This is a genomic window from Pseudomonas sp. Marseille-P9899, assembly GCF_903166565.1.
In the GTDB taxonomy this organism is placed as follows: Bacteria; Pseudomonadota; Gammaproteobacteria; order Pseudomonadales; family Pseudomonadaceae; genus Aquipseudomonas; species Aquipseudomonas huaxiensis.
In genome coordinates this window covers 1-13204 of the sequence record NZ_CAESCG010000010.1, presented here as the reverse complement: position 1 = coordinate 13204, position 13204 = coordinate 1, and the positions used below count along the sequence as shown (strand labels likewise).

The 13204-nt window shown below is 63.3% G+C and carries 11 protein-coding genes; 6 read left to right on the top strand and 5 right to left on the bottom strand.

The genetic code is table 11. The features are described 5' to 3' along the window. Window positions 1–9 precede the first annotated feature (9 nt). A complete protein-coding gene (locus tag HWV67_RS29195) occupies window positions 10–744 on the bottom strand; it encodes a phosphoadenylyl-sulfate reductase (RefSeq protein WP_175653744.1) in 735 nt (244 codons plus the stop codon). 146 nt (window positions 745–890) lie between these two features. Here HWV67_RS29195 and thrH point away from each other — a divergent pair, with 146 nt between their 5' ends. Continuing rightward, complete coding sequence (gene thrH / locus HWV67_RS29190) at window positions 891–1508, top strand: bifunctional phosphoserine phosphatase/homoserine phosphotransferase ThrH (protein ID WP_095157788.1); 618 nt, start codon at window positions 891–893, stop codon at window positions 1506–1508. 23 nt (window positions 1509–1531) lie between these two features. Here the strand turns inward: thrH and pabB are convergent, their stop codons facing one another. The 4 genes from pabB to rloA form a co-directional block, all read right to left on the bottom strand. Beyond that, window positions 1532–2875 carry an aminodeoxychorismate synthase component I gene (gene pabB / locus HWV67_RS29185; RefSeq protein ID WP_175653743.1) on the bottom strand — a complete coding sequence of 448 codons (1344 nt, stop codon included), beginning with the start codon at window positions 2873–2875 and terminating at the stop codon, window positions 1532–1534. Window positions 2876–2993: 118 nt separating this feature from the next. Continuing rightward, complete coding sequence (locus tag HWV67_RS29180) at window positions 2994–3974, bottom strand: alpha-L-glutamate ligase-like protein (RefSeq protein WP_175653742.1); 981 nt, start codon at window positions 3972–3974, stop codon at window positions 2994–2996. Then, window positions 3974–5506 carry an osmotic stress tolerance membrane protein RloB gene (rloB, locus tag HWV67_RS29175; protein ID WP_095157782.1) on the bottom strand — a complete coding sequence of 511 codons (1533 nt, stop codon included), beginning with the start codon at window positions 5504–5506 and terminating at the stop codon, window positions 3974–3976. Before rloB ends, HWV67_RS29180 begins: the two co-directional genes overlap by 1 nt. 5 nt (window positions 5507–5511) lie before the next feature. Beyond that, complete coding sequence (rloA, locus tag HWV67_RS29170) at window positions 5512–6048, bottom strand: retropepsin-like aspartic peptidase RloA (protein ID WP_095157781.1); 537 nt, start codon at window positions 6046–6048, stop codon at window positions 5512–5514. Window positions 6049–6333: 285 nt separating this feature from the next. On the opposite strand from rloA, the gene HWV67_RS29165 reads away from it, so the two are divergent. From HWV67_RS29165 to prpF, 5 genes are all read left to right on the top strand, one after another. After that, window positions 6334–7044 (top strand): GntR family transcriptional regulator, encoded by a 711-nt coding sequence (locus tag HWV67_RS29165; protein WP_110972089.1) that lies wholly within the window; start codon window positions 6334–6336, stop codon window positions 7042–7044. Next, on the top strand, window positions 7041–7931 hold the full coding sequence (gene prpB / locus HWV67_RS29160) for a methylisocitrate lyase (RefSeq protein ID WP_110972090.1): 891 nt from the start codon (window positions 7041–7043) through the stop codon (window positions 7929–7931). Before HWV67_RS29165 ends, prpB begins: the two co-directional genes overlap by 4 nt. Before the next feature lie 121 nt (window positions 7932–8052). Beyond that, entirely contained in the window at window positions 8053–9180 is a 1128-nt protein-coding gene (gene prpC / locus HWV67_RS29155) for a bifunctional 2-methylcitrate synthase/citrate synthase (RefSeq protein ID WP_110972091.1), read from the top strand. Between the two features lie 175 nt (window positions 9181–9355). Continuing rightward, entirely contained in the window at window positions 9356–11941 is a 2586-nt protein-coding gene (gene acnD, locus HWV67_RS29150; protein ID WP_175653741.1) for a Fe/S-dependent 2-methylisocitrate dehydratase AcnD, read from the top strand. A 148-nt stretch (window positions 11942–12089) separates the two neighbouring features. After that, a partial coding sequence (gene prpF / locus HWV67_RS29145; RefSeq protein WP_175653740.1) for a 2-methylaconitate cis-trans isomerase PrpF occupies window positions 12090–13204 on the top strand: 1115 nt, incomplete at its 3' end.

Sequence of the window (13204 nt, the reverse complement as noted above, 5' to 3'; positions counted from 1 at the left end):
AAAAAGCTGTCAGCCTTTTGAAATGAGATTGCCGGCGTGCAGCCCGCATTCCTTCTGGGTCGACTCTTCCCACCACCAGCGGCCTTCGCGTTCGTGCTGGTTCGGCAGCACCGGGCGGGTGCAGGGTTCGCAGCCGATGCTGATGAAGCCGCGTTCGTGCAGGCTGTTGTAGGGGATTTCCATCATGCGGATGTAACCCCAGACTTCCGCGCTGCTCATCTGGGCCAGCGGGTTGAACTTGTACAGGGTGCGCTCCGGGGTGGAGAAGGCGCTGTCGATTTCCAGCGCAGCCACCTGGCTGCGGGTGCCAGGGCTCTGGTCGCGGCGCTGGCCGGTGGCCCAGGCGCTCACGGTGCTCAGCTTGCGGCGCAGCGGTTCGATCTTGCGGATGCCGCAGCATTCGCCATGACCATCCTTGTAGAAGCTGAACAGGCCCTTGTCCTTGACGAACGGGTCGAGCTTTGCGCGATCCGGCGAAAGGAGCTCGATCGGCAGCTTGTACTCTTCGCGGACCCGGTCGATGAAGCGGTAGGTCTCGGGGTGCAGGCGCCCGGTGTCGAGGCTGAACACCTTGACGTTCTTGTTCAGTCTCCAGGCCATGTCCACCAGCACGACGTCTTCGGCGCCGCTGAAGGAAATCCACAGGTCATCGCCGAAGTGTTCGAAGGCGAGCTTGAGGATGTCCTGGGGGGACTTGTTGGCGTAAGTCGCGGCCAGTGCGGCGACGTCGAAGGATTGGCTCATCAGGCGGCTTCCGGTCATTGAATGGCGCTTGGCGCTCGTAGTGGGGCAGATGTTACCAAAAAATGCCCGGCCAGACGGGTCGCAATGCCAGACAAGCATTGCTAGAGTGCAGCTCCCATTTTTTGGCGTTGTTCGAGGAGTGTGTTGTGGAAATTGCCTGTCTCGATCTGGAAGGCGTATTGGTCCCGGAAATCTGGATCGCCTTCGCGGAGAAAACCGGAATCGAATCGCTGCGGGCCACCACCCGCGATATTCCGGACTATGACGTACTGATGAAGCAGCGCCTGCGGATTCTCGATGAGCATGGCCTGAAGCTGTCGGATATCCAGGCGGTTATCGCCACCCTCAAGCCGCTGGACGGCGCTGTCGAATTCGTCAACTGGCTGCGCGAGCGCTTCCAGGTGGTGATCCTCTCCGACACCTTCTACGAGTTTTCCCAGCCGCTGATGCGCCAACTGGGCTTCCCCGCGCTGTTGTGCCATCGCCTGATCACGGATGAGACCGATCGCGTGGTGAGCTACCAACTGCGTCAGAAAGATCCAAAGCGTCAGTCGGTCCTGGCCTTCAAGAGCCTGTACTACCGGGTGATCGCAGCAGGTGATTCATACAACGACACCACCATGCTGGGCGAAGCGGATGCTGGCATCCTGTTCCATGCGCCGGAAAACGTGATCCGCGAATTCCCGCAGTTCCCGGCGGTGCATGATTTCGAGGCGTTGAAGAAAGAGTTCATCAAGGCTTCGAATCGCTCGTTGAGCCTGTAAGAAATGTTGGGTCTTTGAGGTTCTCAAAGACCCTGCAAGGTTTCCAGCAACACCCGCACCTTGGTAATCGACTCCTGATACTCCGACTCCCAGTCCGAGTCCGCCACCACCGCGCCACCACCCCAGCAGCAGACCTGCCCGTCCTTCACCAGCAGGCTGCGGATGGCGATGGAACTGTCCATCTCGCCGCGCACGTCCACATACAGCAATGACCCGCAATACAGCGCCCGACGTCTGGGTTCCAGCTCGTCGATGATCTGCATCGCGCGGATTTTCGGGGCGCCGGTGATGGAGCCGCCAGGGAAGCTGCCGGCGATCAGGTCCAGCGCGTCCTTGTCCGCCGCCAGTCGCCCGGTCACTGCGCTGACCATATGGTGCACGTTCGGGTAGCTCTCCAGACTGAACAGCTCCGGCACCCGCACCGAGCCGATCTCGCAGGTGCGGCCGAGGTCGTTGCGCAGCAAATCGACGATCATCAGATTTTCCGCGCGGTCCTTGCTGCTGGCCAGCAGTTCTTCGCCATTGGCGCGGTCTTGCAGCGGATCGGCGCTGCGCGGGCGGGTGCCTTTGATCGGGCGGGTTTCCACCTGGCCGGCGCTGACCCGGATAAAGCGCTCGGGCGAGAAACTCAGCAGGGTGCTGCCGTCGTCCAGCGTCTGGAAGCCGGAGAAGGGCGTCGGGCACGCCGCGCGCAGCGCCTGGTAGGCGTGCCACGGATCGCCCTGGCAGGGCGCGCGGAAACGCTGGGTCAGGTTGATCTGGTAGCAGTCACCGGCCTGAATGTACTGCTGGACCCGTTCGAAGGCCTCGCGGTACTGCTCGGCGCTGATGTCACCGCGCATCGGCGCGTCGAGGTGGAAAGGTTCGCTGCGGCTCGGCGAGACCTGGCTGAACTGTGCGATCAGGCGCTGGCGCTCGGCCAGCGCCAGCGTCGGGTGGAACAGCAACTGGCTGGTGCCTTGCTGGTGGTCGCTGATCAGTGCCCACGCATACAGGCCGAGGGTCGCGTCCGGCAGACCGAGGTCGTCCCGCGCCAGTTCCGGCAATTGCTCCAGGCGTCGGCCGAAGTCGTAGCTCAGGTAGCCGATCACGCCGCCGGCGAAGGGCAGCTCCACGCCTTCCGGCAACTCCGCTGGGCCCAACTCGGCAAGGCTGTCGCGCAGCCGTTGCAGGTAGTGGTCGCCCGACTCACCCGCTTGCACCACCAGGCTGCGCAGCGGCCAGGCGCTGAGCAGGTCGAAACGGCCACGTTCTGCACCCGGACGGGCACTGTCGAGCAGCACGGCGCCGGGGGCGTGGCGGATGCAATCGAAATAGCGGGCGGGGTCGGCCTGGTAGGGCAGGGGGTGCAGTGTGCAGGTTGGCATTCGTTTGAACGGCTTGTAGGCGGGGGAGGCATTGTAGACCCGTGTAGGAAATGCTCCTAGAGGTCCTACAGGAAGAAACCGACCGCCCCGACGGCAAAAGCGACGGGGCGGTCGAGGTTCACTGGGCCGGCACGTGGCCGAACAGGTTCTGGGCGAAACGCACGCGGTCTTCGACGCTTTCCTGGACACCGTCTTTCGCCAGCGCTTCCAGGTGTGCCTCGATGGCATGGGTGCGCTGGGTAAGGCCGCAGTCGTTGGCGATCTGGATGTTCAGGCCGGGGCGGGCGTTGAGTTCGAGGATCAACGGGCCCTTGTCCTGGTCCAGCACCATGTCCACACCGATGTAGCCCAGCCCGCACAATTCATAGCAGCCGGCGGCCAGCTTCATGAAGCCGTCCCAGTTCGGCAGTTGCACGCCGTCCACCGCGTTGGTGGTGTCCGGGTGCTTGCTGATGATGTTGTTCAGCCAGGTGCCGCGCAGGGTCACGCCGGTGGCGAGGTCGACGCCGACGCCGATGGCGCCCTGGTGCAGGTTGGCCTTGCCGCCTGACTGGCGGGTCGGCAGGCGCAGCATGGCCATCACCGGGTAGCCCATCAGCACGATGATGCGGATATCCGGCACGCCTTCGTAGCTGATGCTCTTGAAGATCTGGTCCGGGGTCACCCGGTACTCGATCAGTGCACGGTCGCGGTGACCGCCCAGGGAGTAGAGGCCGGTGAGGATGCTGGAAATCTGGTGCTCGATTTCCTCGTGGCTGATGATCTTGCCCGAGACGGTGCGGTAGCGGTTCTCGAAGCGGTCGGCGATCACCAGGATGCCGTCACCGCCGGCGCCCTGGGCCGGCTTGATGACGAAGTCGCTGCGCCCGCCGATGATCTGGTCGAGTTTCTCGATCTCTTTCTCGGTGGAGATGATCCCGTACATCTCCGGCACATGGATGCCGGCCTGGATCGCCCGTTCCTTGGTGATGATCTTGTCGTCGACGATGGGGTACAGGTGGCGCTTGTTGTACTTGAGGACATAGTCCGCGTTGCGCCGGTTGATACCCATGATGCCCCGGGCTTCCAGGGCCTTCCATGTCTTCCAGAGTCCGAACATCAGGCGTCAGCCTTCACGAAAGCCTTGAAGCGAACCAGCTCCGTCAGGCGGTAGCCGCGGTAGCGACCCATCGCCAGCATGAAGCCCACCAGGATCAGCAGCACCGCCGGGAAGGTGAAGATGAAGTACACCAGTTCCGGCACGGTCATCAGCAGGTGCGCCAGGGAGGCGGCGAACAGGGTGCCGATGGCGACTTTCATCGCATGGCCACCACCGCGCTCTTCCCAGGTGATCGACAGGCGTTCGATGGTCATGGTCAGGATCACCATCGGGAACAGCGCCACCGACAGACCACGTTCCAGGCCCAGCTTGTGGCTGAACAGGCTGATGGCGGCGATCAGTACCACGACGAAGGTCAGTACCACCGACAGTCGCGGGAGCATCTGCAGCTTAAGGTGTTCGAGGTAGGAGCGTAGCGACAGGCCCAGCGCGGTGATCACGGTGAACAGCATGATGCCGAAGCCCAACTGCGTTTCGCGGAAGGCCAGGGCGATCAGTACCGGGGTGAAGGTACCGAGGGTCTGCACGCCGATCAGGTTGCGCAGGATCAGGATCACCAGCACGCCGATTGGGATCATCACCATGATCATGAAGGTCTGCTGGGTCTGCAGCGGCAGGCCGTAGAGCGAGTATTCGAGGAAGTCGGCGTCGGTGTTCTCGTCGGTCAGCTTGGCCAGACGGATGGCGTTCATCTCGCTGTTGTTCAGGCTGAAGCTGACGCTGACTTTCTTGCCGCCGTCGACGGTGATCAGGTTGTCGTCACCGGTCCACCACAGCAGGCGGTCGCTCGGCAGGCCTTGCTCGCCGGTATCCGGGTTGAAGTACAGCCAGTCGTTGCCGTTGAAGCTGCGCAGCCAGAGTTCCGGGGTTTGCGGCTGGTCTGCCACCAGGCGGATGGTCTGCACGCGTTCGAGCGGAACGTGGGCGATGGACAACAGCAGGTCGATGACCTTGGCCTTCTTCTGCACCGAGGTGTCACCGGCCAGCAGCAGCTTGACGTTGTCGTCGTTGAGATTGTTGACACGCTTGATGGTTTCGCCGACGAAGGTCTCGACGTCCGCCGAATGCTGGCGGATCGGCGCCAGCAGCGCTTCGGCGGCGATCTTCTCCGGGCCTTCCACGGGCAGGCTGTCGCGGAAGGTTGGGCCCTTGATCTTGGGCTTCTCGGTGCTGTAGCGCTTGGTCAGCACCAGGCGGTAGTAGAGCGTCTGGTTGCCGCTGGCGCGACGGGCCGACCAGGTCACCTTGCGGTTGCCGTCGACGCGGTTGACGCTCACGCCATAGTTGTTGGAGATGAAGCTCTCGTTGAGGCTGACGTAGTCACGGCTCAGCGGCGGCACGTACATCTGGACCTTGACCGGGTCTTTCGGACTCGCGACGAACTCGACCTTGGCGTCGATGTTCCATAGGTCGTCGGTTTCGTCCTCGGTCACCGGGATGCCCAGGAAGAAGATCTGATAAGCCGTGATCAGGATACCCAGCAGCACCAGTACGGTGATCAGGACTTTCAGATGAAGGGTAAGAGAGCGCATCGGGGTTACTCTGCGGTGTGAGCGTCAGTGGCGCAGGCGGGTTTGCCGGCAGCGTATTTAAGGCTTGGATCGACCAGCGCATCGAAGTGCTTGAGCGCCTCGGAGCCGATCAGCAACGGGTACTGGAAGGCGCTGCGATCGGTCAGGTTCACTTCGATGCTGCGCAGGGCGGTGCCCATGCAGATATTCAGGCTGATCACCGGACGGGCGGTGTAGCCCTTGCCCTCGTCCGGGTTGTAGTCGCCGGCGCGTCGCTTGATCTTGCTGACGCGCGCCAGAGGGCGTTCTATCGGGTGGGAATGGGCGGCGTCAATGGCCAGGTAGAAGCGAACCCAGGATTCGCCGTTACGCTTGAAACGCTTGATGTCGCGGGCGCTGAGGGAGGCGGTCTTGGCCCCGGTGTCGAGTTTGGCGGCGACTTCCAGGTTGATATCGGCAAGCCGGGCGTATTCGTTCAGGCCGTAGACGGTCTTGCCCGCCGCCTGGCCCAGGGCCGGTAGCAAACAGAGGCTGAGCAACAGTAGAAGGGGCGAAAGTCTCATAGATCCTGGCGCAATGCTGTGGGTGTTCAGGTCAAGGCCACTGGCAGTTCTGCGCAAGCTCCTCGTTGGTCTGACAGAAAAACATGACAGACACACTATCCATACCCCAAAGAGGCGGCGGCATTCTATCACGCTGGTATTCCGGCGCCAGCGGCGCAACTCAGACAACACGCGGTCCCTTGAAGTTCGTTCTTAGACGATTGTCGACAATATTGAATTTGTCTTTGACTGCAATGGCGTATTTAGCTAATTTCAGCGCATTGGATTTTCAAGGTGTCGACAATCATGCTGGACACAGCTCAAGCACCCGGCGTAACCCAGGATGACTCGGAAACCCTTTCCGAAAACGTCTTCCGGCGCATCCAGGCCGCGATCGTCAAGGGTGAGATCGCCCCGGGCAGCAAGATCTCCGAGCCGGAACTGGCGCGCACCTACGGCATCAGCCGCGGACCGCTGCGTGAGGCCATCCACCGCCTGGAAGGCCAGCGCCTGCTGGTGCGGGTGCCGCATGTCGGCGCACGGGTGGTGTCACTGAGCCATGCCGAACTGATCGAGCTGTACGAGATCCGCGAATCCCTCGAAGGCATGGCCTGCCGCCTGGCCGCCGAGCGTATGAGCGTAGCCGAGATCGATGAGCTGCGCCGGGTGCTCGACACCCACGAGCGCGACGCCGCGTTCCAGGCCGGGGTCGGCTATTACCAGCAGGAAGGCGACTTCGACTTCCACTACCGGATCATCCAGGGCAGCGGCAACCGCACCCTGGTGCAAATGCTCTGCGGCGAGCTTTATCAACTGGTGCGCATGTACCGCATCCAGTTCTCGGCCACGCCCAATCGGCCGCGCCAGGCCTTTACCGAACACCACCGGATTCTCGACGCCATCGCCGACCGTGACGGCGAACTGGCGGAACTCCTGATGCGCCGCCACATCGGCGCTTCCAAACGCAACATCGAGCGTCACTACCTGGACGCCACTAGCCCACGAGGTGAGTCATGAGTCAGAAAAGCAGTCCCGGCCAGCGTTTTCGCGATGCAGTAGCTGCCGAGCACCCGTTGCAGGTTGTCGGCGCCATCAACGCTAACCACGCGCTGCTGGCCAAGCGTGCCGGGTTCAAGGCCATCTACCTCTCCGGTGGCGGTGTCGCGGCCGGCTCCCTCGGCCTGCCGGACCTGGGCATCACTGGCCTGGATGACGTGCTCACCGACGTGCGCCGCATCACCGACGTCTGCGACCTGCCGCTGCTGGTGGATGTCGACACCGGCTTCGGCTCCTCGGCGTTCAACGTTGCCCGTACTGTGAAGTCGATGATCAAGTTCGGTGCCGCCGCTATCCATATCGAAGACCAGGTCGGCGCCAAGCGTTGCGGCCACCGCCCGAACAAGGAAATCGTCTCGCAGCAAGAGATGGTCGACCGTATCAAGGCCGCCGTCGATGCCCGTACCGATGACAGCTTCGTGATCATGGCGCGTACCGACGCCCTGGCGGTCGAAGGCCTGGAGGCCGCGCTGGATCGTGCCGCCGCCTGTATCGAAGCCGGCGCCGACATGATCTTCCCGGAAGCCATCACCGAACTGTCGATGTACAAGACCTTCGCCGATCGCGTGCGTGCGCCGATCCTGGCCAACATCACCGAATTCGGCGCGACCCCGCTGTACACCACCGAGGAACTGGCGTCCGCCGACGTCTCCCTGGCGCTGTACCCGCTGTCCGCGTTCCGTGCCATGAACAAGGCCGCCGAGAACGTCTACAACGCCCTGCGCCGCGACGGCACGCAGAAGAACGTGATCGACACCATGCAAACCCGCATGGAACTGTACGACGCCATCAACTACCACGCGTTCGAACAGAGCCTCGACGCCCTGTTCGCCCAGAAAAAAGCCTGACTCACATGATCCTGTAGGAGCGAGCTTGCTCGCGAAGGCGCCAACCAGGGCGCAGCGTCCTCAGGATCCGAAACACGATTAGCCAAAGCTTCCATAACAAATTCAAGAAAGGAGATATCCCATGGCCGAAGCAAAAGTACTCAGCGGAGCCGGCCTGCGTGGCCAGGTGGCCGGGCAGACCGCACTGTCGACAGTCGGTCAGGCGGGCGCCGGGCTGACCTACCGCGGCTATGACGTCCGTGACCTGGCGGCCAACGCCCTGTTCGAAGAAGTCGCCTACCTGCTGCTCTACGGAGAACTGCCGAACCAGGCGCAACTGGCCGAATACCAGGCCCGCCTGAAAACCCTGCGCGACCTGCCGCAGGCGCTGAAAGAAGTGCTGGAGCGGATTCCGGCCAACGCCCACCCGATGGACGTCATGCGTACCGGCTGCTCGGTGCTCGGCACCCTCGAGCAAGAGCTGAACTTCGACCAGCAGCGTGACAAGACCGACCGCCTGTTGGCGCTGTTCCCGGCGGTGATGTGCTACTGGTACCGCTTCAGCCACCACGGCGTGCGTATCGACTGCACCAGCGACGAAGACACCATCGGCGGCCACTTCCTGCACCTGCTGCACGGCAAGAAGCCGAGCGAGCTGCACGTCAAGGTGATGAACGTTTCGCTGATCCTCTACGCGGAGCACGAATTCAACGCCTCGACCTTCACCGCACGGGTGTGCGCCTCGACCCTGTCGGACCTGTACTCCTGCGTCACCGCTGCCATCGGTTCGCTGCGCGGCCCGCTGCACGGCGGCGCCAACGAAGCGGCGATGGAGCTGATCGAACGCTTCCAGAGCCCGCAGGAAGCCGTGACCGAGCTGCTGAAAATGCTCGAGCGCAAGGACAAGATCATGGGCTTCGGCCATGCCATCTACAAAGAGTCCGACCCGCGCAACGAAGTGATCAAGGGCTGGGCCAAGAAGCTGGCCGATGAAGTGGGTGACACCGTGCTGTACCCGGTTTCCGAAGCCATCGACAAGACCATGTGGGAGCAGAAGAAGCTGTTCCCCAACGCCGACTTCTACCATGCCTCGGCGTACCACTTCATGGGTATCCCGACCAAGCTGTTCACCCCGATCTTCGTCTGCTCGCGCCTGACCGGCTGGGCTGCGCACGTCTTCGAGCAGCGCGCCAACAACCGCATCATCCGTCCGAGCGCCGAATACACCGGCGTTGAGCAGCGCAAGTACGTGCCGATCGAACAGCGCTGATAAAGAGCCCGCCGCACCTGACTCTGTTTCTGTAGGAGCGAGCTTGCTCGCGATGGCGATGAATCTGTCAGTGGGTTGATCCCGCTGACGCTATCGCGAGCAAGCTCGCTCCTACAGGGCCGGGCAGGGCAGACAGGGTCTATCCACCGAACACCGTGACCGAGCCGACCTGACCATGAACACCGAATTCCGCAAGTCCCTGCCAGGCACCGGCCTGGACTATTTCGATGCCCGCGCGGCAGTCGACGCGATCGCGCCGGGCGCTTACGACCGGCTTCCCTATACCTCCCGCGTGCTGGCAGAAAACCTGGTGCGCCGTTGCGATCCCGCGACCCTCAACGCCTCGCTGAGCCAGCTTATCGAGCGCAAGCGCGACCTCGACTTCCCGTGGTTCCCGGCGCGTGTGGTCTGCCACGACATCCTTGGCCAGACCGCCCTGGTCGACCTCGCCGGCCTGCGTGACGCCATTGCCGATAAAGGCGGCGACCCGGCCCAGGTCAACCCGGTGGTGCCGGTGCAGTTGATCGTCGACCACTCGTTGGCCGTGGAGTGCGGCGGTTTCGACCCGCAAGCGTTCGAGAAGAACCGCGCCATCGAAGACCGTCGCAACGAAGACCGTTTCCACTTCATCAACTGGACCAAGAAGGCGTTCAAGAACGTCGACGTGATCCAGCCCGGCAACGGCATCATGCACCAGATCAACCTGGAGAAAATGTCGCCGGTGATCCACTCCGAGCGCGGCGTTGTCTACCCCGATACCTGCGTCGGCACCGACAGCCACACCCCGCACGTCGATGCCCTGGGCGTGATCGCCATCGGCGTCGGCGGCCTGGAAGCCGAGAACGTCATGCTCGGTCGCGCGTCCTGGATGCGCTTGCCGGAAATCGTTGGTGTCGAGCTGTCCGGCAAGCCGCAACCGGGCATTACCGCCACTGACGTGGTGCTGGCCCTGACCGAATTCCTGCGCAAGCAGAAAGTGGTTGGCGCCTACCTTGAATTCCACGGCGAAGGTGCCCGTGCCCTGACCCTCGGTGACCGCGCCACCATCTCCAACATGGCCCCGGAATACGGCGCCACTGCGGCGATGTTCGCCATCGACTCGCAGACCATCGACTACCTGCGCCTGACCGGTCGTGAAGAGGAGCAGGTCAAGCTGGTCGAGACCTACGCCCGCGAAGCCGGCCTGTGGGCTGACAGCCTGATCAATGCCGAATACGAGCGCGTGCTGCGTTTCGACCTGTCCAGCGTCGTGCGCAACATGGCCGGCCCGTCCAACCCGCATGCCCGCGTTGCCACCAGCGACCTGGCGGCCAAGGGCATCGCCGGGGCCTGGGAAGAGGTGCCGGGGCAGATGCCGGACGGCGCGGTGATCATCGCCGCCATCACCAGTTGCACCAACACCAGCAACCCGCGCAACGTCATCGCCGCCGGCCTGCTGGCGCGCAATGCCAACAAGCTCGGCCTGGCCCGCAAGCCGTGGGTCAAGTCGTCCCTGGCGCCGGGTTCGAAGACCGTCGCCCTGTATCTGGACGAAGCTGGCCTGACCGACGAGCTGGAGCAGTTGGGCTTCGGCATCGTCGCCTTCGCCTGCACCACCTGCAACGGCATGTCCGGTGCGCTGGATCCGCAGATCCAGCAGGAAATCATTGATCGCGACCTGTACGCCACCGCCGTGTTGTCGGGTAACCGCAACTTCGACGGGCGTATCCACCCGTATGCCAAACAGGCGTTCCTCGCCTCGCCGCCACTGGTGGTGGCCTACGCCATTGCCGGCACCATCCGCTTCGATATCGAGAAGGATGTGCTGGGCGTGGTCGACGGCAAGGAAATCCGCCTGAAAGACATCTGGCCGAGCGACGCCGAAATCGACGCGGTGGTCCGCGCTTCGGTGAAGCCGGAGCAGTTCCGCCAGGTCTACATCCCGATGTTCGCCATCGAGGAAGACAAGGGGCCGAAGGTTCCGCCGCTGTATGAATGGCGCGAAATGAGCACCTACATTCGCCGTCCACCGTACTGGGAAGGCGCCCTGGCCGGTGCGCGCACGCTTACTGGCATGCGCCCGCTGGCGGTGCTGCCGGACAACATCACCACCGACCACCTGTCGCCGTCCAACGCCATCATGCTGGACAGCGCTGCGGGCGAGTACCTGGCGAAAATGGGCCTGCCGGAAGAGGACTTCAACTCCTACGCGACCCACCGCGGTGACCACCTGACCGCCCAGCGCGCCACCTTCGCCAACCCGAAACTGTTCAACGAGATGGTGCTGGAAGACGGCAAGGTCAAGCAGGGTTCGCTGGCCCGGGTCGAGCCGGAAGGCAAGGTCACCCGCATGTGGGAAGCGATCGAAACCTACATGGAGCGCAAGCAGCCGCTGATCATCGTCGCCGGTGCCGACTACGGCCAAGGCTCGTCCCGTGACTGGGCGGCCAAAGGCGTACGGCTGGCGGGTGTCGAGGCCATCGTCGCCGAAGGTTTCGAGCGTATCCACCGCACCAACCTGGTCGGCATGGGCGTGCTGCCGCTGGAGTTCAAGCCGGGCGTCGATCGCAAGACACTGGGCCTGGACGGTAGCGAACTGTATGACGTGGTCGGCGAGCGTACCCCGCGAGCGCCCCTGCCCCGGGTCATTCCCCGCCGCAACGGCGAGCGCGTCGAGGTGCCGGTGACCTGCCGCCTGGATACCGCTGAAGAAGTGTCGATCTACGAGGCCGGTGGTGTGTTGCAGCGCTTTGCCCAGGACTTCCTGGAAGGCGCGGCCTGATATCGGCAGGGGCCCGGCAGTGATGTTGGCTGCCCGGGCCCTATCGCTGGCAACGCCAGCTCCCACAGGTACGGTGAACGCCGAACTTTGTGGGAGCTGGCGTTGCCAGCGATTGGGGTTTCACCTATTGAACTGACAGGACAAATCCATGGCGCATGTACCCCAGATCAAAATCCCCGCCACCTACATCCGTGGCGGTACCAGCAAGGGTGTGTTCTTCAATCTCCAGGACCTTCCCGAAGCCGCGCAACTGCCCGGCGCCGCCCGCGATGCGCTGCTGCTGCGGGTGATCGGCAGCCCTGATCCCTACGGCAAGCAGATCGACGGCATGGGCGGGGCGACGTCCAGCACCAGCAAGACGGTGATCCTGTCCCGCAGCATCAAGCCGGAGCATGACGTCGATTACCTGTTCGGTCAGGTGTCGATCGACAAGGCCTTCGTTGATTGGAGCGGCAACTGCGGCAACCTGTCGGCAGCGGTGGGTTCCTTTGCCATCAGCGCTGGCCTGGTCGACCCGGCCCGCGTGCCGGCCAATGGCGTCGCCACCGTGCGGATCTGGCAGGCGAATATCGGCAAGACCATCATTGCCCACGTGCCGGTCACCAACGGCGAGGTGCAGGAAACCGGTGACTTCGAACTCGACGGCGTGACCTTCCCGGCAGCCGAGGTGCAACTGGAGTTTCTCGATCCGGCGGCTGATGAAGACGGCGGCGGCGGGGCGATGTTCCCTACTGGCAACCTGGTCGATCAACTCGATGTGCCGGGTGTCGGCAGCTTCGAAGTGACTTTGATCAACGCCGGTATCCCGACCATCTTCGTCAACGCCGAGGCCATCGGTTACACCGGCACTGAGCTGCAGGATGCGATCAATGGCGATAACGCGGCGCTCGCCCGTTTCGAAACCATCCGCGCCTATGGTGCGGTGCGCATGGGGCTGATCAAGCACATCGACGAAGCCGCGGGTCGGCAGCACACGCCGAAAGTCGCTTTCGTGGCGCCGCCGGCGGACTACCTGTCGTCCAGTGGCAAACAGGTGAAGGCCGTTGAAATCGACCTGCTGGTGCGGGCGCTGTCCATGGGCAAGCTGCACCACGCGATGATGGGCACTGCGGCGGTTGCGATTGGTACGGCGGCGGCGATTCCGGGAACGCTGGTCAACCTTGCGGCTGGTGGTGGCGAGCGCGAAGCGGTGCGCTTCGGGCATCCTTCCGGGACGTTGCGGGTGGGTGCGCAGGCGCAGCAGGTGAACGGGCAGTGGACCGT

Bases quoted from the DNA above. Each gene is read 5' to 3' on its own strand.
- prpC (WP_110972091.1), top strand. From the start codon at position 8,053: ATGGCCGAAGCAAAAGTACTCAGCGGAGCCGGCCTGCGTGGCCAGGTG.
- acnD (WP_175653741.1), top strand. From the start codon at position 9,356: ATGAACACCGAATTCCGCAAGTCCCTGCCAGGCACCGGCCTGGACTAT.
- rloA (WP_095157781.1), bottom strand. From the start codon at position 6,048: ATGAGACTTTCGCCCCTTCTACTGTTGCTCAGCCTCTGTTTGCTACCG.
- HWV67_RS29165 (WP_110972089.1), top strand. From the start codon at position 6,334: ATGCTGGACACAGCTCAAGCACCCGGCGTAACCCAGGATGACTCGGAA.
- pabB (WP_175653743.1), bottom strand. From the start codon at position 2,875: ATGCCAACCTGCACACTGCACCCCCTGCCCTACCAGGCCGACCCCGCC.
- HWV67_RS29180 (WP_175653742.1), bottom strand. From the start codon at position 3,974: ATGTTCGGACTCTGGAAGACATGGAAGGCCCTGGAAGCCCGGGGCATC.
- rloB (WP_095157782.1), bottom strand. From the start codon at position 5,506: ATGCGCTCTCTTACCCTTCATCTGAAAGTCCTGATCACCGTACTGGTG.
- prpB (WP_110972090.1), top strand. From the start codon at position 7,041: ATGAGTCAGAAAAGCAGTCCCGGCCAGCGTTTTCGCGATGCAGTAGCT.
- HWV67_RS29195 (WP_175653744.1), bottom strand. From the start codon at position 744: ATGAGCCAATCCTTCGACGTCGCCGCACTGGCCGCGACTTACGCCAAC.